17 protein-coding genes are annotated in these 15,903 nt (G+C 64.8%); 9 read left to right on the top strand and 8 right to left on the bottom strand.

Annotated features, from left to right (window positions below):
* Nucleotides 1-32 precede the first annotated feature (32 nt).
* The 3 genes from AB4061_RS34600 to AB4061_RS34590 form a co-directional block, all read right to left on the bottom strand.
* On the bottom strand, nucleotides 33-476 hold the full coding sequence (locus AB4061_RS34600) for a hypothetical protein (protein ID WP_441640664.1): 444 nt from the start codon (nucleotides 474-476) through the stop codon (nucleotides 33-35).
* A gap of 453 nt (nucleotides 477-929) precedes the next feature.
* On the bottom strand, nucleotides 930-1,730 hold the full coding sequence (locus tag AB4061_RS34595; RefSeq protein ID WP_441640663.1) for a hypothetical protein: 801 nt from the start codon (nucleotides 1,728-1,730) through the stop codon (nucleotides 930-932).
* 297 nt (nucleotides 1,731-2,027) lie between these two features.
* Nucleotides 2,028-2,405: a hypothetical protein gene (locus AB4061_RS34590; protein ID WP_441640662.1), complete on the bottom strand. Its 378-nt coding sequence runs from the start codon at nucleotides 2,403-2,405 to the stop codon at nucleotides 2,028-2,030.
* 278 nt (nucleotides 2,406-2,683) lie between these two features.
* On the opposite strand from AB4061_RS34590, the gene AB4061_RS34585 reads away from it, so the two are divergent.
* Both AB4061_RS34585 and AB4061_RS34580 read left to right on the top strand, forming a co-directional pair.
* Nucleotides 2,684-3,106 carry a DUF7668 domain-containing protein gene (locus tag AB4061_RS34585; protein ID WP_441640661.1) on the top strand — a complete coding sequence of 141 codons (423 nt, stop codon included), beginning with the start codon at nucleotides 2,684-2,686 and terminating at the stop codon, nucleotides 3,104-3,106.
* A 213-nt stretch (nucleotides 3,107-3,319) separates the two neighbouring features.
* Nucleotides 3,320-3,910 carry an HD domain-containing protein gene (locus AB4061_RS34580; RefSeq protein WP_441640660.1) on the top strand — a complete coding sequence of 197 codons (591 nt, stop codon included), beginning with the start codon at nucleotides 3,320-3,322 and terminating at the stop codon, nucleotides 3,908-3,910.
* A 435-nt stretch (nucleotides 3,911-4,345) separates the two neighbouring features.
* On the opposite strand, the gene AB4061_RS34575 is transcribed toward AB4061_RS34580, so the two are convergent.
* Entirely contained in the window at nucleotides 4,346-4,792 is a 447-nt protein-coding gene (locus AB4061_RS34575; RefSeq protein ID WP_441640659.1) for a hypothetical protein, read from the bottom strand.
* 167 nt (nucleotides 4,793-4,959) lie between these two features.
* Nucleotides 4,960-5,541: a MarR family winged helix-turn-helix transcriptional regulator gene (locus tag AB4061_RS34570; protein WP_441640658.1), complete on the bottom strand. Its 582-nt coding sequence runs from the start codon at nucleotides 5,539-5,541 to the stop codon at nucleotides 4,960-4,962.
* 88 nt (nucleotides 5,542-5,629) lie between these two features.
* Between AB4061_RS34570 and AB4061_RS34565 the strand changes: the two genes are divergently transcribed.
* The 4 genes from AB4061_RS34565 to AB4061_RS34550 all read left to right on the top strand — a co-directional run bounded on the left by AB4061_RS34565 (nucleotide 5,630) and on the right by AB4061_RS34550 (nucleotide 9,265).
* Nucleotides 5,630-6,736 (top strand): cytochrome P450, encoded by a 1,107-nt coding sequence (locus AB4061_RS34565; RefSeq protein ID WP_441640657.1) that lies wholly within the window; start codon nucleotides 5,630-5,632, stop codon nucleotides 6,734-6,736.
* Between the two features lie 54 nt (nucleotides 6,737-6,790).
* On the top strand, nucleotides 6,791-7,165 hold the full coding sequence (locus tag AB4061_RS34560; protein ID WP_174423839.1) for an antibiotic biosynthesis monooxygenase family protein: 375 nt from the start codon (nucleotides 6,791-6,793) through the stop codon (nucleotides 7,163-7,165).
* 7 nt (nucleotides 7,166-7,172) lie between these two features.
* Nucleotides 7,173-7,928 (top strand): sulfite exporter TauE/SafE family protein, encoded by a 756-nt coding sequence (locus AB4061_RS34555; RefSeq protein WP_441640656.1) that lies wholly within the window; start codon nucleotides 7,173-7,175, stop codon nucleotides 7,926-7,928.
* A 227-nt stretch (nucleotides 7,929-8,155) separates the two neighbouring features.
* The gene (locus tag AB4061_RS34550) at nucleotides 8,156-9,265 is read left to right on the top strand and encodes an extracellular catalytic domain type 1 short-chain-length polyhydroxyalkanoate depolymerase (RefSeq protein WP_441640655.1); all 1,110 of its coding nucleotides are present in this window, start codon (nucleotides 8,156-8,158) and stop codon (nucleotides 9,263-9,265) included.
* 13 nt (nucleotides 9,266-9,278) lie between these two features.
* Here AB4061_RS34550 and AB4061_RS34545 read toward each other — a convergent pair whose 3' ends face one another.
* Nucleotides 9,279-9,602, bottom strand: a complete 324-nt coding sequence (locus AB4061_RS34545) for a 2Fe-2S iron-sulfur cluster-binding protein (protein ID WP_441640654.1) — start codon at nucleotides 9,600-9,602, stop codon at nucleotides 9,279-9,281.
* The gene (locus AB4061_RS34540; RefSeq protein WP_441640653.1) at nucleotides 9,599-10,210 is read right to left on the bottom strand and encodes an IMPACT family protein; all 612 of its coding nucleotides are present in this window, start codon (nucleotides 10,208-10,210) and stop codon (nucleotides 9,599-9,601) included. The genes AB4061_RS34545 and AB4061_RS34540 overlap by 4 nt, the downstream gene beginning before the upstream one ends.
* 292 nt (nucleotides 10,211-10,502) lie before the next feature.
* Between AB4061_RS34540 and AB4061_RS34535 the strand changes: the two genes are divergently transcribed.
* On the top strand, nucleotides 10,503-12,488 hold the full coding sequence (locus AB4061_RS34535; protein WP_441640652.1) for a PhoX family protein: 1,986 nt from the start codon (nucleotides 10,503-10,505) through the stop codon (nucleotides 12,486-12,488).
* 93 nt (nucleotides 12,489-12,581) lie between these two features.
* On the opposite strand, the gene AB4061_RS34530 is transcribed toward AB4061_RS34535, so the two are convergent.
* The gene (locus AB4061_RS34530) at nucleotides 12,582-13,748 is read right to left on the bottom strand and encodes a DJ-1/PfpI family protein (RefSeq protein ID WP_441640651.1); all 1,167 of its coding nucleotides are present in this window, start codon (nucleotides 13,746-13,748) and stop codon (nucleotides 12,582-12,584) included.
* Nucleotides 13,749-13,846: 98 nt separating this feature from the next.
* Between AB4061_RS34530 and AB4061_RS34525 the strand changes: the two genes are divergently transcribed.
* Both AB4061_RS34525 and AB4061_RS34520 read left to right on the top strand, forming a co-directional pair.
* Nucleotides 13,847-14,863 (top strand): GlxA family transcriptional regulator, encoded by a 1,017-nt coding sequence (locus AB4061_RS34525; protein WP_441640650.1) that lies wholly within the window; start codon nucleotides 13,847-13,849, stop codon nucleotides 14,861-14,863.
* Nucleotides 14,864-14,964: 101 nt separating this feature from the next.
* Complete coding sequence (locus AB4061_RS34520; protein WP_441640649.1) at nucleotides 14,965-15,582, top strand: DUF938 domain-containing protein; 618 nt, start codon at nucleotides 14,965-14,967, stop codon at nucleotides 15,580-15,582.
* Nucleotides 15,583-15,903 lie beyond the last annotated feature (321 nt).

Raw genomic sequence — 15,903 nt, 5'->3', positions numbered from 1 at the left:
CGTAAGGAGCGAGTCAATGCCGCTATGGACCCCTATGCAGGGAGATTCAGCCCACCATAGGTTTTGGCTAGGATCCCTTGTCGGACAAATTCATCGATGCTCTCTTTCGAATAGCCGAGCAGCATTCCAATGATCCGATCGATGCCCTCGTCAGGACTATGGAGGTTGTCCCGCTGCGCTGCCAAGACTAACTCCATTGCGGGAATTCTCCATTCTTCGCCGCGTGCAGCGTAGAGGACGTATGTAATTACCGCATAGCCACTGCTTGACGGAAAACCGATGTCGAACTCCTCCATTGTCATCGACCCGTCTTCGACGTGCGGCAAGAAGTCCTCGATAGGCAACACGCCTTTGTCGTCGTTTGCCTTGCTATAGTAAAACATCGACAGCGGCTTTTTGCGTTCCAGCATCAAGCGCAGTTCGTTCCCAGTGTGATTGTCCACGTCCTTATCTCGCAGCCGCGGTTGTTTTTTCAAGACCCGAGCAGCCTGCCCGGAAATCGGCGATGAACCTGAAAAAAGCCAGGCGCCTGAGAGGGATCAGCCTGGCACTCGGTGAATCCTGTTGATGACCAAGAGTAGCGAGCACTTTCACTTTAGATCTCCAGAGTAGATTCGTAAGTGTGACAGCAGACACATCCGCCTCTACAGGTGTTTTTTTACGCCCGCCGCGCGCGGGCATTTTCATTTTTGGAGTCCGCATGGACCAGCAAGTCTTCTGTCGCCGGTTCACGCCACGCGCTGGTGACCACATGTCGAGCCGGCACTGTTCGAGTTCGGGATCCTGTCGCCGGCGCGCGTAGCCGCGTGGATTGCGCAGACCGGCCACGAGTAGCTCCTTGAGGGCGAGAAAAACGGGTGTAGGCGGCAGGTAGACACCTGCGCTGACGTCTCCGGCGCCTCAATAGAGCGAAGGCGGGTTAGCGCTGCCTATTGCCTGGTGCCGATCACCAGTACACCATCACTGCGGTCCGCTAGCACGCCCATCGCGAGCAACATAGGGGTGCTGCCACTCAAGTCTGGTACTGCATACCCAGATGCGGTGGCTGTGCCCGCTCCGCAGCCGCTGTCACCGAAGGTCATTGAAAGGTTGAAGACATTCTTGGCGCCGGCCGGCGGCGCCAGGGTTCCGGTGTGGCTGCAAACGCTAGAGCCAACGGTGGACGTGCCGCTGAAGCTGCCGTTTGCGGCCACAGTGAATTTGATGAGAGCTACGCCGCTGCCGGTCACGGAAGCACCAGAATAGGTTCCGACAATCGAGGCGATAGAGGCAGGGGTGTCGTAAATGGGATCGTAGGCGGCGGTGAACGTGAAGCTCTGGCGGCCCCCGGTCACAGTGCCCTGCAGTGAGCGCTTGGCGGCGTAGGTGGCCGATATTGTGACCGGTGTGGGTGTTTGGCCACCCACAAAGTCGAGTCCATTGGTGGACGAGAACGCCCCGTTTACTGACGTGCCATTACCCTGGACGACCCCGTAGCCGGTGCCGGCCTTCCCATAGACCACGTAGTACTCGCCGTTGTCCAAGACCATGCTAGCAATCTGGAAGCCGTTGCTGGATGAGCCAGAGTACAAGCCTTCGGCCGTCGCCGGAGGCGTCTTCGTGCGGATCAAGGCTAGGCCAGCACTATTGTCATCGCCGCCGCCACCGCAGGCGGCCAAGGAAGCCACCAGTGCCAGCATGGCAATGCGGGAGGCGTGTAATTTGAACATTTTTCCTTTTTTTCCTTCCATTTGTGCGGCATCGGCTGAAGGCTTCTAAATGTCTTCTTGCGAGGCACGCTCAAAAAAAAGTCCGCATATCTGCGGACGTGATTTGGCATTGGGCGGCCCTTAAAACCGCCTTATCTAAATGTCCCATACATTCAGGCGGTCGTATGCCCCTAAGGTGAGGGGTACATTAACGTGTGGAAATTTCGCCGCGCATTATTCCGTATTGCGGGGGCAGGCTACTCGGCAGCCTTCGCTCTCGACGCGCGCGGTGCCGGCTCGGCCTCCATCAGATCGGGCGGGTAGGCGCACGCCCCGCAACTAGCTCTCAAGCCATTGAATCCATTCCGGTCGCGCTCCGTCATTCACATAGAAGTATGCGATGACCTTGTAGCACTGTTCGACCTCGATGCACCACGCTACCGGGTACTCGTCTTTTTGACCGTTGCTCAGGATGTATTTTTCGTTGCCCAACTGGCTGGCCTCACCAATCGAAGTAAAGCCACTGTCACCTTCATGACGCAGGTACATAAGCCAGGCATGTTCGCAGTTCCTCAGCATGCAAATGCTTGGCCCGTCCGGGACGGACACCCACAGCTCAAACTGGGGCACGTCGTCAAAGCGGCCCAGCGCGTGCCGCAGTTCTTCTAGAGACGCAATGTCTTCAGTATGACCATTGAACAAGATTGACATAGCCATGGTAGACACTCGGTAGTTATCGTATAGCGTACGGGTCGGTTGACAAAGCTCCTTCTGCCGCACGCGGAGTCGGCTAGATAGCTGATGTCTTGAGATTCCAGGGTAGCAGAGCTTCGTAGGTCGACAGTCTTTGCGAGGGACAACCCTTTAACAAGGCGACGAGATATCGGTAAGCGGTCGAGAATGCACGGCTCCCCCGAGTCACGCTAGTGTTGGGCGTCAGATGAACTCAGACGGAGCGCCATGTTGGGTCTCCTGCCAGCTCGCAATAGTGCAAAATGCGTCTTTGCATTCCAGACCTTCTCCCGCGGTTCGCGATGCCAGTCCTCCACTCAGCCAATATTGAATCCGCTCTCATCCAGTATGTAGAGTCCTGGGTTGATCTCCTGGCCCGTGGAGACTGGGACGGCGCCATGGCTTTGGTGGAAGTGCCAAACTACTATGGAGTGCTTTGGACTACTGCAGACGTTCGTCGTGCACTCATCGAGTATGGCGGGGGGACTGAGCCCGCAGTTACGGACCCACATGCCTCAAGCGAGCGGCCTCGCATTTCGACCGGTGCGTTTGATGACGGTACCGGTTATTGGGTCGACATTGACTTGCCACTTGAAGGAGCGTGGACCGACCTTACCGCTCAATTTGAGTTCCGGCGGTCGGGAACCCATTACTTTGCCACGCTGCACGACCTGCACGTTCTCTGAGCACGTGTCTGGGTGTCGACGTCGGTGGCATAAGTTCCAAGGCAGCATAGCTTCGTAGTCGTCCACTGTTTGAAGCGTGTTCTCCACCACTGACCGTGGCTAGAGTCAGGTCCGAACTGCCGCTGACCCCCAGACGTATCGCTAGGGCCCAGGGTTGCTGCTGGCATGCGGCTGCTAAACTTCCCTGAGATACCTAGGCCATTTGTATCCAACATGAACCTTGCCAATCTGGAACGCCAACTTTCCTTCCTCCGTGAGATTGACCAACTGAAGAGCGTCGTACGGATGTCGCGGCTGATCAATCAGTCGCGTCGAGAGAATAGTGCCGAACATTCCTGGCATCTCGCCATGTATGCCCTCGTCTTGGCGGAGCATGCAGCAGCGCCTGTTGACGTGGTACGAGTTGTGAAGATGCTTCTCATCCACGACATCGTGGAGATTGACGCAGGCGATGTTCCATTTCACGACCCGTCGGCGCGCGCCGGTCAGGCTGAACTGGAACAACAGGCGGCTGAGCGAATCTTCTCGTTGTTGCCGGACGTACAGGCCGCGGAGTTTCGCAGTCTCTGGTCCGAATTTGAGGCGGCGGAAAGCGACGACGCAAGGTTTGCGAAAGCGTTGGACCGCTTTCAGCCGTTGGTCCACAACGCGGCAACAGGAGGTGGCAGCTGGGTGGAGTGTCAGGTCACTGAAGAACAGGCCCTTGCACGTTATCGACCACCTATCGAGCGCGGTGCACCAGCACTCTGGGAGGAGTCGGCCAAGCTCATCCAAGAATTTTTCCACAAGGCAAAGACTGAATGAGGTGGCGTTGAGGGGTGACGCTCACGCGAGTCGCTTCGGTCACTTACAAAAAATTGCGAAAGGTGCGGGCCGAACTGACGTTAACAACGACAGGAACGCACAGTTCCTTGTCAACTTGGGGCAGGCTTCCATTCCGCGAAGCCTGCCCGTCTTTTACGAGCTGATTCCGCTCACCGGCGCAACGTGACCGTCCAAGGTTCAAACGGCTGATTGACCGTGATGAGGCTGCGTATTCGGTTGGCGAATTGCACCGTATCAAGGCCGAGGCCGAGCGCCAGGAGCAACTTGACCCCCGGTTTCAATAGCGGTGGCCGCCGCACAGGTGCATGCGCGGAAAGAGAAGTGATCTCTGGCGTTCTTTGTAAAGCGGCGGCGTCGCGCCTTAGCCTGCCTTCAAGCCCGGGATCCGAGGGAGATCGCAGGGCTAACGCACGTTCATTGCGCCTTCAGCTTCAGCTTGCCAGCCAGCCGCATGCCGTCACGAAAGCTCATGCCCAGCAGGGTCAGCTGCAAGGCACCCATTGCCAGCTCGATGGCCTGGACGACGTAGAACAAGGTGTCGAACTCGCCGGCCTGCGCTTTGGCGCTCAGGAAGAGCGCGCAGGGCAACATGATCAGCAGACCGTTCGCGACGATCAGGGGCATGCGCTTTTTCTTGCCGTCCACGATGCGGCCCCGCCTGTGCCGGGAGAGGGCAAAGCCGGACGCGCCAGTGGCGGCCATGGCCATAATCAGCAGCGCCAGCCCGTACACCACACATTGCTTGACCAGCGCCACGGCAGCGTGGTCGAAGAACGCCTCGGAGATGACCGTCGACATCCAGAAGGTGGCTACGGTCAGCATTGCCACGCTGCCGGCGATGCCATGCACGATCGGTTTCATGGATCTTCTCCTTCTGCTCTCAAAGATTGACAACCAGTTTCCATGAATGGAAACTGGTTGTCAATATGGTGGCCGGCGGAAGGCGGTAAGGAAATGCAACGGCGCCAGCCTGCCAGGCGCATCCTGCTGTCGCCCCGCTTGATCGTGCTTGCCCAGGCGCGGGTGCGCTATGCGCCGGTGTCCACTTCCGCGTCGACCTCGACATGCATCGCAGCAAGGCCCTCGACCACCCTGGCGGTGGCCTCCAGGTCGGCCGCGCTGAATGCGGCGGCAAGTTTTGCCGCGTGCTCCCGCCACTTCTGGTCCACCGTGCGGTAGGTGCGTTGGCCGCGCTCGGTGAGCATGTATAGCGGCGAGCGCTTGTGCAGGGGGTTGGGGTGCGCTTCGATGAAGCCTTCGTCGGCAAGCAGATTGAGTTGCTTCAGGGCGCCTTGCCGGGTCACGCCCATATTGGCCGCGATCTGCGGCGCGGTCAGTGATTTGCCGGCAAGCGCAAGTGCGCCGAGCATTTGCCAGCGCGCGCTCGTCAATCCCAGCGGGGCCACGAAGCTGTCGCCCCAGGCCAGGAGCCGGCCGTTCAGCTGAAACACCGACAGGACGATGCTGGTCAATTGTTCGCTCTTCTGAATTCGCATGAGTGTCCTCGTAATTGACAACCAGTTTACGATGAAGGGGTGAATTGTCAAACGTCCGTACGCTTGGCGGGCGTGGCATCCCCCGCCTTTGCCGCTCGGGTCTGCATTCCACATTTCATATCGTCATGAAACGTCGGGCGGGGCGCGACGGCATACTGCTTGTGTGCTCCCGATCCGCCTCCCCATGCCCTTGCCGACCGCCATGCCAATGCCGTCCGACCCGCTTCGCGCCGTGACGCACCCCGATCCGGCGCCGTACTACCGCGCCCTTGCCGCGCAGCGCCCGTTCTATCGCGACGAAGCGCTTGGGCTATGGGTTGCCGCCGGCGCCGCCGAGGTGCAGGCCGTGCTGACCCATCCCGCGTGCCGCGTGCGGCCGCCCGCGCAAACCGTGCCGCCAGCGCTGGCGGGCAGCACGGCCGGTGCACTGTTCGGCGGCCTGATCCGCATGAACGATGGGGACTGGCATGCGCCGCTCAAGGGCGTGCTGCGCAAACGCATGGCGTGCCTGGCGCTTGCCGGCCTGGGGGCGCGGGTGTTGGCGCTGGCGCAGGACCTGCCGTTCGACGCCGTCCGGCCCGGTGCCGCCGTGAACCACTGGATGTTCACCTTGCCGGTGCTGGCGGTAGCCGATGCACTAGGATTGGCGGTGGCTGGCAAGCCCGGCGTAGCGGGCCAGGTGGCGGCCTTCGCGCGGGCCATGTCGCCGCTGGCGGCAGCGCCGGAGATTGCCGCCGGGAGCGAGGCCGCCACCTGGCTCCAGGCCTGGATGCGCACGAGCCTGTCGTCCGCGCCGCCGCTGGACGCATTGGTGCAGGAAGCGCTTGCGGCCGGCGTGGCGCAGGAGATCGTCGTCACCAATGCGATCGGCTTGCTGATCCAGGCGTGCGAGGCCACCGCCGGCCTGGTCGGCAACATGCTCCTGTGCCTGGGCCGGGATACGTCCCATGGGCGAGCGCTGCCCGCGTTGGACTGCGTGGCCGCACGCGTGCTGCGGGAGGATCCGCCGGTGCAGAACACCCGGCGCTTCCTGGCCGCCGATGTCCGCCTGTGCGGTGCGCAACTGAAGGCGGGCGATGCGGTGCTGGTCGTGCTGGCGGCCGCTTCGCTCGAAAAAAGCGAGGCGGCGACGCCAGCGCCATGGACCTTCGGGCGTGGCCGCCACGCGTGCCCCGGCGACGCGCTGGCGTCCACGGTGGCGCAGGCCGTGGTGGCCGCGCTGCTGGCGCGTGGCGCGGATCCGGCTTCGCTGGCGCGCGCATTCCGCTATCGGCCATCGGTCAACGTGCGCATTCCACATTTTTTGTGAAGCAAGTCAATCGGACAGTAGGACAAAAGGACAATAGGACAATAGGACCCCACCATGATCGCAGTCATCTTCGAAGTCGAGCCGGCCGAGGGCCGCAAGGACACGTACATGCAGATCGCCGCGCAACTGCGGCCGACGCTGGAGGCCATCGACGGCTTTATCTCGGTGGAGCGCTTCCAGAGCCTGACCAATCCGGGCAAGCTGCTGTCGCTGTCGTTCTTCCGCGACGAGGCCGCGGTCATGGCGTGGCGCAATACCGAGGAGCACCGGCTGGCGCAGTCGGCCGGGCGCGGCGGCGTGTTCGCGGGCTATCGGCTGCGCGTGGCGCATGTGCTGCGCGACTATGGTTTGAATGAACGCGACCAGGCGCCGGCGGACAGCCGCGCCGTGCACGCACCCATCGCGGCGCCCGCGTCGCCGGCGCGGTGAGCAAGCCATGGAATCGGCTTTCCTGAATGCGCAGACCGCGCTGATCGGCTTTACCTTCTTGCTTGCCGGCCTGGTCAAGGGCGTGGTGGGGCTTGGGCTGCCTACCGTGGCGGTAGGGCTGCTGGGCCTGGCGATGCCGCCGGCGCAGGCTGCGGCGCTGCTGGTCGCGCCTTCCATGGTGACCAACGTCGTTCAGCTCTACACCGGGCCGCGGCTTGGCGAGCTGGCGCGGCGGATGTGGCCCTTGCTGGCCGCGATCTGCGCGGGCACGTGGCTGGCCGCCGCGCTGCTGCCGCCCAGCCTGATGGTGCATGCCACCGCATGGCTGGGCGTGGCGCTGGTGCTGTACGCGGTGCTGGGGCTGGCTGCGTTCCACCCCAAGGTGCCAACCGCCGCCGAGGGCTGGCTGGCGCCGCTGGTCGGTGTGGTCACCGGCGCGATCACGGCGGTCACGGGCGTGTTCGTGATTCCGGCGGTGCCGTATATCCAGGGGCTGGGCCTGGACCGCGAGACGCTGGTGCAGGCGCTCGGCTTGTCGTTCACGGTGTCCACCATCGCGCTCGCGGTGAGCCTGGCGATGCATGGCGCGCTGTTGCACACGCCGGTGCTGGGGGCGTCGCTGCTGGCGCTGGTGCCGGCGCTGGCCGGCATGTTCATCGGCCAGTGGCTGCGCCATCGCATCAGCGCGGCGCGTTTTCGCAAGCTGTTTTTTTGCGGGCTGCTGCTGCTCGGGGCCGAGCTGGCGCTGCGCGGGTTGTTCTGATCGGGAGGGAGGCGAAGGCGCATTCTCCCGGGGTTGCGCGTGCCGCTGCCAGGTGCGTGCCGCGTCGTGCCGCATTGTGCTGCAGGAATGCGCCCACGTGGCCTGGTTTGCACGCAATAGGGCTGACAGCGCGTCGTCGCGCGCGGCATACTGGCTGCTGCGCTGCACCGCAGGCCGCGCATTCCCGCAACCCCCGCGCTGGAGATGCCGCCAATGGCATATCGCCGATGACACGACGCAATCGCAGTGGCACCAAGCTCTGGAATACCTTGAGCAAGATCGCCACCCGCAATGTCCGGCGTGCGCAGCGCACGGTCGCGAAGTCCGCGATCCGCTCGGCGCTCAGGCAGGGGGAGGCGATGAGCAAGGCGGCGCAGCGCGTGCTGACCGGCGTTGCCTCGCCGGTGCCTACGCCGGTCAGCCGCGGCGGCGGACGCTGGGAGGAAGGCAGCTGGGGGCTGGGTCCGCTCGTGCAGCGCCGTTACCGGTTGTTCATCCCGCCCGGGGTGAGCGCATCGCGTCCCGCGCCCTTGCTGGTGTTGCTGCACGGCTGTGGCCAGGACACGGCCAGCTTTGCGGCTTGCACCCGCGCGGCTACGCTGGCGCGCAGCGCGGGCTGCGTGGTGCTGATGCCGGAGCAATCGTCGCAAGCCAACGCCCAGCGCTGCTGGAACTGGTTCCGCTCGGCAGCGCGCGTGGTGGCCGAGGCCAGCCTGTTGATGTCGATCGTCGAGCATGTCTGCCAGCAGCATCCGGTTCGCCGCGAACGCGTCTTCGCGCTTGGCTTGTCGGCGGGCGGGGCCATGGCGGTGATACTGGGGCTGCGCTACCCGGACCGCTTTGTCGCGGTCGGCTCGCATTCCGGGGCGGTGCCGCTCAGCGCGTCCAACGCCGCGCAGGCGGCGCGCGTGATGCACGGCAAGGGGCAGCCGGATGTGGACGCGGCGCGGTTTCAACTGGCGGGGCGCCGCCCTCCGCCCTTGCTGCTGCTGCACGGCGATGCCGATCATGTGGTGCACTTCGATAACGCGCTGGCCAGCGCTGCGCTCTGGCAGCAATTGCTGGCGCAGCCACCCGTGCTGGCCAAGCCGCGCCGGATCCAGCGCGGGCAGCGCCGTCCCTACAGCATCTTTGCCTGGTCGAGCGAGGGCGAGCCCTGCATCCGGCTGGTGCGCATCGAAGGGCTCGGGCACGCGTGGAGCGGCGGACCGTCCAGCCAGGCCTTTGCCGATCCGTCCGGCCCGGATGCATTGCGGATCGCGTGGCGGTTCTTTATGCAGTGCCTGGCGGCGCGCCAGCGCGCCGCGCCACGGCGGGTGCGCAAGGTGGCCGCCTGACGCCTGTGCCTGGCTAGAGCGGTTGCGGCGCTTCTATCACCACATCGCTCTCGGCATACGCCACGCACGGCAGGATGAACCCCTCGTCGCGCTCGTCGTAGCTCACGCCCGGCCACTCGATGCGGTAGCCGATCCGCCCGGCGGCCAGCCGGCACAGGCAGGTGCGGCAGGTGCCGTTGCGGCAGGAACTCGGGAATGTCAGGCCGGCCTGCAACGCGGCTTCGAGCAGCGTCTGCGTGGGCAGCGCGGCAAAGGTGCTGCCCTGCGGCTCCAGGCGTGCGACAAACGCAGCCGGGGCTGCCGGGGCCACTGGGGCTGCGGCGATGTCGTTGCTCATGGTTGCGCTTGCCCCTCGTCCGCGCCGGGAAAGCGCGCACGGCCATGGGTGGCGTCGCGCAGCGCGGCCCGGGCCGGTGCCAGCAGGCTGGCCGGCAGCCGGATGGTCAGCCGGGCGGCCACGCTGTGTTCGGCATGCGCCAGCTCGTGGCTCTCCTGCTCGATCCAGCGGCGCACGCGGGCTTCGTCGGCGTAGTCCACCTCCACAACCAGCTCCGCATAGGCGATGCGCTCGATGCGCTGCGCATCCTTGAGCGCCACCGCAATCGCGTCCGTATAGGCTCGCACCAGCCCGCCCGCCCCCAGCTTGACGCCGCCGTAATAACGCACCACGGCCGCCAGCACGCCTTCCAGCTCATGGTGGCGCAGCACTTCCAGCATGGGCCGGCCGGCGGTGCCGGATGGCTCGCCGTCGTCGGACATGCCCGACTGCCCCCCCGCGAGCAGCGCCCAGCAGACATGGGTGGCGGTGGCGTGGTCGGCGCGCAGGCGCGCCACTTCGGCCATGGCCGCGGCGCGGTCGGGCACGGGCAAGGCAAAGCCGATGAAGCGGCTCTTGCGGATTTCCAGGTCTGACTGGACGGGAGAAGCAAGGGTGTAGGTCGGCACGGGGTAGGCCGCGTCACGGCGCGCGATGCGCGGCGCCGGCGGGCGGAAAGCTAAAGGAATCGGGGCACCGGATTGGGGCCTGCGCCAGTGTACCGCAGCCGCCCCGGCCACCCGGATTGTGCGAGAGGCCTCCTGGATGTCTGCAAGTTAAGTCAGTTTAAACAAGCTGTAACAAATCATTCATAGGATACGTATCGGCCTGAACGCTGCGCGGTTGTCCCCACGAGCGCGCTGCATGGCAGCGCGCATGGCGCGCCGCCTGATCCTTCACATAACGAAACGGGAAAGAAGAATGCTCGACAAACCGGACGCATCCCGCCGCAAGGCGCTTAAATTCCTGGCTGGCGCCCCCATGCTGCCGCTGGGCCTTGGCGCTACCGCCTTTCTGGTCGGTTGCGGTGGCGATGGCGACGCAGTAGCCGCAACGGCTCCGGCGCCCGTCACGCCTGCCGGAGCTACGTTTACCACCGCCGAATTCACCGGCATGGCCGCGCCCACGCTGGCCAACCCGGCCGCGATGGCTACCACCACGGTGGGTTCCAGCCTGAAGGTATCGTTCAGCGACGGCAGCAGCCAAACCTACAAGCTGGCCTACCAGCCCTTCTTCGTCACCGGCGACATGGTCCCGGATGGCAAGGGCGGCAGCATCCTCGCCGGCGGCTACTTCGACATCAACAACCAGCCGATCATCGACAAATCGGTGGCCGGCAAGGAACGCCAGTTCTACTCCGACTCGCCCGACGGCACCTCGCTGCTCAAGATCGACGGCGCCAAGGTGGCCGGCGTGAAGGGCAACACGGTCTTCGCCGTGGTCCAGTTCGAATACACCACGCGCGACCAGGCTGGCGCCAGCGCCTACGGCCGCCTGCCGTCCCCGATCGGCGTGCTGACGCTGGACCAGGACCCGGCCACCGGCAAGCTGACCCTGGTCAAGTACCACAACGTCGATACTTCGTCGGTCAATGGCCTGTGGATTACCTGCGGCGCCAGCCTGTCGCCGTGGAACACCCACCTGTCGAGCGAGGAGTACGAGCCGGACGCGTTCACGGCCGCCACCAACGCGCAGTTCCTGGCGTTCAGCAAGAACCTGCTCGGCACTGCCAGCGTCGTGGCCAACCCGTACTTCTATGGCCACATGCCTGAAGTCACGGTCAATGCCGACGGCACCGCCAGCATCAAGAAGCACTTTTGCATGGGCCGCATCTCGCACGAACTGGTGCATGTGATGCCGGACAACCGCACGGTGCTGATGGGCGACGACGCCACCAACAGCGGTCTGTTCATGTTTGTGGCCGACAAGGAAAAGGACCTGTCCGCCGGCACGCTGTACGTGGCGAAGGTGGGTGCGGGCTTCTCCATCGATCCGGCCGCCCCCGGCGCCGACCTGACGTGGGTCAACCTGGGGCACGCCACCAGCGCCGAAGTCGAGGCCATGGCCAAGTCCAACCTGCCCACCGACATCATGGACGTGCGCACGGCTGACCCCGCGGACCCCACCTTCACCAAGATCTTCGTTGGCGGCACCGCCAATTGGATCAAGGTCAACCCGGGCAAGGAGAAGGCCGCGGCCTTCCTGGAAACCCATCGCTACGCCTACCTCAAGGGCGGCAGCATGGGCTTTACCAAGATGGAAGGCACCACCGTCAATATCAAGGACAAGGTGGCCTACTCCGCGCTGCAGAACATGATCGACTCGATGGTCGTCAACAACGCCAAGGGCTGGAACGCACAGAGCAACATCGCGATCCCCACGGCGCTCAACGCTGGCGGCGTGATGCAGCACAACCTTGCCGGCGGCCAGAAGGATATGGGCGGCGCCGCCATCAATAGCGAATGGGTGCCGGTGCACACCAAGGCGCTGATCGTGGGCAAGGACATCGGTGCGGACGCACTCGGCAACACCGCCGATCCGGACCAGATCGCCAACCCGGACAACCTCAAGTTCTCGGAAAAGTTGCGCACCTTGTTCATCGGCGAGGACAGCGGCCAGCACGTCAACAACTTCCTGTGGGCCTACAACGTAGACACCAAGACGCTGTCGCGCGTGCTCTCGACCCCGGCCGGCGCGGAATCCACCGGCCTGCATGCGGTGGACGAGATCAACGGCTGGACCTACATCATGAACAACTTCCAGCACGCCGGCGACTGGAGCGGCCTGCACGCCAAGGTCCAGGCCACGCTGGATCCGCTGGTGCGCGCCAACTACAAGGACCGCTTTGGCGCCGCCGTCGGCTACCTGACGGCCGATACCACGAGCATCAAGACCAGTAAGGCGTAAGCGCGGGACAGCTGTTACCCCGGCGCTTTGTTGGGCCCCCGATGACTTTGTCACCGGGGGCTTTTTTTTTGACACACCCGCCCCGGGAAATGGCTAGCGCGGGCGGGGATACTCCAGTTGCAGGGCGACGAAATCCGCGGTGGCGTGGCCGTAGCGGTCCTGGATTCCGGCCAAGGCGGCATCCAGCGCCGCCGCAGGCAAGCCAGCGTATGGCGGCAAGTCATGGCGGCTGGCTGCGGGCTCGTCGTCCGCGCGAGCGGTGATGGCGTCAGCCTCAAGCCAGAGTCCGTGGCGCGAGCGCAGCGTTGCACCCGTGCCAAGTGTCAGCGCCTCGGAGCGATAGGTCCGTGACCAGGCATCCGCCTGCAGCGCCAGCGCGATCTCGTCGAAACCCGGTGCCACGGCGATACCGATGGCCTCGTGGCGCCACCAGGCGAGCCGGTTCGAGAGCGCGATGCCGATGCTCGCGGCGCCTAGCTTGAAGGGGGCCGAATCGTGGCGTGGGCTCCACTCCGTTACGCCGAGGCGCGCTGCGGTTGCCGCCGCCACTTGTTGGCCGGCAATCGCCTCGACCAATGCCAGCGACAGCGGCACCGAGGCAGTCACGCCGCTCGATGTGACAACGTTGCCATCGGCCAGATAGCGCCTGTCGCCCACCCAGCGGGTGGTTGGAAATTTTGCGCCGACACGGCGCATCGCATACCAATGTGTCGTGGCCGAGCGGCCATCGAGCAGTCCGGCGCTCGCGACCACGCGCGCGCCTTCGCAGACCGCCACGACGGTCGCTCCCCGTGCTGCCTGCGCGCGCAGCCACGCTAGCGTGGCCGGCGTGTCCTCATGATGCATCGCCGGCACGATCACGATATCGGCGCCTTCGGGAAAGGCGGCGTCGAAGGCCGCCATTGTCAGGTCGGCCCGCACGCGCAGGGCCGGCATCAAGGTGCCGGTGCCGGGGCCGGTCGATACTGCATGCACGTCGGCCACGCTTGCCTCCCGCAGTACGCCAAGCGGAATCACGAAATCGGTGACCTCGGTGCCGGCATTGTCGGCCAGTACGGCGACCAGCGGTCGCGTCCGCCCGGCCCTGGGCGCGGGCAGCGCGAGCGTCGCCGGATTACCGGACGACGCCGCGGACGCAGCATGGCGTCGTTCTGCGGGTTCGGTCGAAGCGGGGATCTGCGCGGCGGGCTTGAGGCAGCCGCACAGCGTGCAAGTGCACAGCGCAAGCGCGGCAAGGCGGGTCATGATGGCGTACTGCATGGTGTCCTCGGTTGGTGCGTTTCGTACCAGATGCACATAGATCGAATTTACCCTCCGCCGGGGCTGGCAAAAAGGACAGAATTACCGCATTCTTTGCCATGGCTTATCTACAGCGAACAACACGAAAGGTGGTAGTGCTCGGCTTCGAGGGCGTGCAGTCGCTCGACGTCGTGGGGCCGATGGAGGTCTTCGCGGTGGCGAACTTGCATAGCCCCGCGGGCCGCCGCAAGCCCTATGAGGTCAGGCTCGCCACGCAAGCCGGTGGCGAGCTTGGGACACATGCCGGCCTGCGCCTGGCCGGCGCGCTTGCGCTTGCCGACCTGCCGCAGCGCATCGACACGCTGGTGGTCGCTGGCGGCAGCGAGGAGAGCCTGCGCCGCGCCGCCACCGACCCGGACCTGCTAGCCTGGTTGCAGGCGCGCGCCCGGCGTACGCGTCGCATCGCCAGCGTTTGCACGGGCGCGTTTGTTCTGGCCGCGGCCGGCTTTCTCGACGGGCGCCGTGCCACCACGCACTGGAACGCCTGTGGCTTGCTCAAGACATTGCGCCCAGCGATTCAGGTGGAGCCGGACGCAATCTTCGTCGCCGATCCACCTTTCTATACATCGGCCGGCGTTACCGCCGGCATCGACCTGTGCCTCTCGCTGGTAGAGGCCGATTGCGGTCCTGAGGTGGCGCTGGCGGTAGCGCGCGAACTGGTGCTGTTCCTGCGGCGCCCCGGCGGGCAGTCGCAGTTCAGTACCGGCCTGCGCCTGCAGTCCAGTGCCACGCCCAGGTTGCGCGCATTGCTGGCGGCCATTATCGACGACCCAAGGGGCGACCTGAGAGGGCCGGTGCTCGCCGCTCGCGCGGGCATGAGCGAGCGCACTTTCGCGCGTGCGTTCGCCAGGGAGACCGGCGAGCCGCCTGCCCGCTTTGTCGAGGGCGCGCGTGTGGAGCGTGCCAAAGTCCTGCTGGAAGGCTCGGATTGGCGGCTGGAGCGAATCGCCGAGCGCGCAGGCTTTGGCAGCGTGGACGCTTTGCATCGCGCCTTTCTCAAGCGCATCGGCGTCACCCCGGGCGAATACCGGGAGCGTTTCGGGCCACCGGCGCGTGGACCCGCTGAGGCAACATAGACCCGGGACCGGTCATGCCTGCTACGCTTGCGGTAAAGCGCGGCTGCCGCGCGCCAACGCGCCCCGTGGCCCAGACCCATACCCCCAACAGGAGCAACAAGATGCCGAACCAAGCCGGCCAACACGACGCGCGCCGCATGGCGCCGGCCACCGACCGCAACCGCGACGCCATCCTGGCCGTGCTGCGGCGGGTCTTGCCGCAGAGCGGCCTGGTGCTGGAAATCGCCAGTGGCACCGGCCAGCATGCCGCCTATTTTTCGGCCGCGCTGGCGGGGCTGACCTGGCAGCCGAGCGACCCCGACGCCGCAGCGCGCGAGTCGATCGCGGGCTGGGCCGAGCATGCCGGGCTGGCCAATGTGCTCGCGCCGCTGGTGCTGGACGTGCGCCAGCAGCCCTGGGGCATCGAGGCGGCGCAGGCGGTGGTCTGCATCAACATGATCCACATCGCGCCGTGGTCTGCGGCCGAGGCGCTGTTCGCCGGGGCCGGGCGTTTGCTGCCAGCCGGCGGCGTGCTTTACCTGTATGGCCCGTATCGGCGCAACGGCGAACATACCGCGCCGAGCAATGCCGCCTTTGATGCGCAGTTGCGCAGCGCGAACGCCGAATGGGGCGTGCGCAATATGGAAGACGTGGCGGCGCTGGGCCAGGCCGAGGGCTTTCGCATGGACGAGCCAATCCCGATGCCGGCCAATAATTTCAGCCTGGTATTCCGAAAATAGGAACTTCATCGCCAAATGCAGGCGGATTGCGCCGCGTGCAATGCGTGGCCGAAATTCGACAAAACGGGATTGAGGACTGGCGCGGAGAGGGGTTAAGTCTTCGCTGAATTGTCTTTGCGCATGCCACCTTAGCGTTGGCTTAAGACGCGGCGATCGTCCTGGCGGGCAATGCGTGCCATGTGGGAAATGCGGAAAATGCGGGAAATGACAGGCGAAGCCAGGCGGCGCTAATCGGGAAATGCCGATCGGCCAGGGCGGCTTGAATAAGCGGGGATATTGTCTGGAGATGTCCGGCTGGCCCTGCAGGGCGCCAGCCAGTTC

Source organism: Cupriavidus sp. YAF13, from assembly GCF_052113425.1.
Classification (GTDB): domain Bacteria; phylum Pseudomonadota; class Gammaproteobacteria; order Burkholderiales; family Burkholderiaceae; genus Cupriavidus.
Note: the sequence above shows the minus strand (reverse complement) of the source record. Positions and strands in the feature narration are given on the sequence as shown.

Excerpts from the sequence above, each read along its gene's own strand:
- AB4061_RS34595 (WP_441640663.1), bottom strand. The coding sequence starts at position 1,730 with ATGGAAGGAAAAAAAGGAAAAATGTTCAAATTACACGCCTCCCGCATT.
- AB4061_RS34590 (WP_441640662.1), bottom strand. The coding sequence starts at position 2,405 with ATGGCTATGTCAATCTTGTTCAATGGTCATACTGAAGACATTGCGTCT.
- AB4061_RS34585 (WP_441640661.1), top strand. The coding sequence starts at position 2,684 with ATGCGTCTTTGCATTCCAGACCTTCTCCCGCGGTTCGCGATGCCAGTC.
- AB4061_RS34580 (WP_441640660.1), top strand. The coding sequence starts at position 3,320 with ATGAACCTTGCCAATCTGGAACGCCAACTTTCCTTCCTCCGTGAGATT.
- AB4061_RS34575 (WP_441640659.1), bottom strand. The coding sequence starts at position 4,792 with ATGAAACCGATCGTGCATGGCATCGCCGGCAGCGTGGCAATGCTGACC.
- AB4061_RS34570 (WP_441640658.1), bottom strand. The coding sequence starts at position 5,541 with ATGTGGAATGCAGACCCGAGCGGCAAAGGCGGGGGATGCCACGCCCGC.
- AB4061_RS34565 (WP_441640657.1), top strand. The coding sequence starts at position 5,630 with ATGCCAATGCCGTCCGACCCGCTTCGCGCCGTGACGCACCCCGATCCG.
- AB4061_RS34560 (WP_174423839.1), top strand. The coding sequence starts at position 6,791 with ATGATCGCAGTCATCTTCGAAGTCGAGCCGGCCGAGGGCCGCAAGGAC.
- AB4061_RS34555 (WP_441640656.1), top strand. The coding sequence starts at position 7,173 with ATGGAATCGGCTTTCCTGAATGCGCAGACCGCGCTGATCGGCTTTACC.
- AB4061_RS34550 (WP_441640655.1), top strand. The coding sequence starts at position 8,156 with ATGACACGACGCAATCGCAGTGGCACCAAGCTCTGGAATACCTTGAGC.
- AB4061_RS34545 (WP_441640654.1), bottom strand. The coding sequence starts at position 9,602 with ATGAGCAACGACATCGCCGCAGCCCCAGTGGCCCCGGCAGCCCCGGCT.
- AB4061_RS34535 (WP_441640652.1), top strand. The coding sequence starts at position 10,503 with ATGCTCGACAAACCGGACGCATCCCGCCGCAAGGCGCTTAAATTCCTG.
- AB4061_RS34530 (WP_441640651.1), bottom strand. The coding sequence starts at position 13,748 with ATGCAGTACGCCATCATGACCCGCCTTGCCGCGCTTGCGCTGTGCACT.
- AB4061_RS34525 (WP_441640650.1), top strand. The coding sequence starts at position 13,847 with ATGGCTTATCTACAGCGAACAACACGAAAGGTGGTAGTGCTCGGCTTC.
- AB4061_RS34520 (WP_441640649.1), top strand. The coding sequence starts at position 14,965 with ATGCCGAACCAAGCCGGCCAACACGACGCGCGCCGCATGGCGCCGGCC.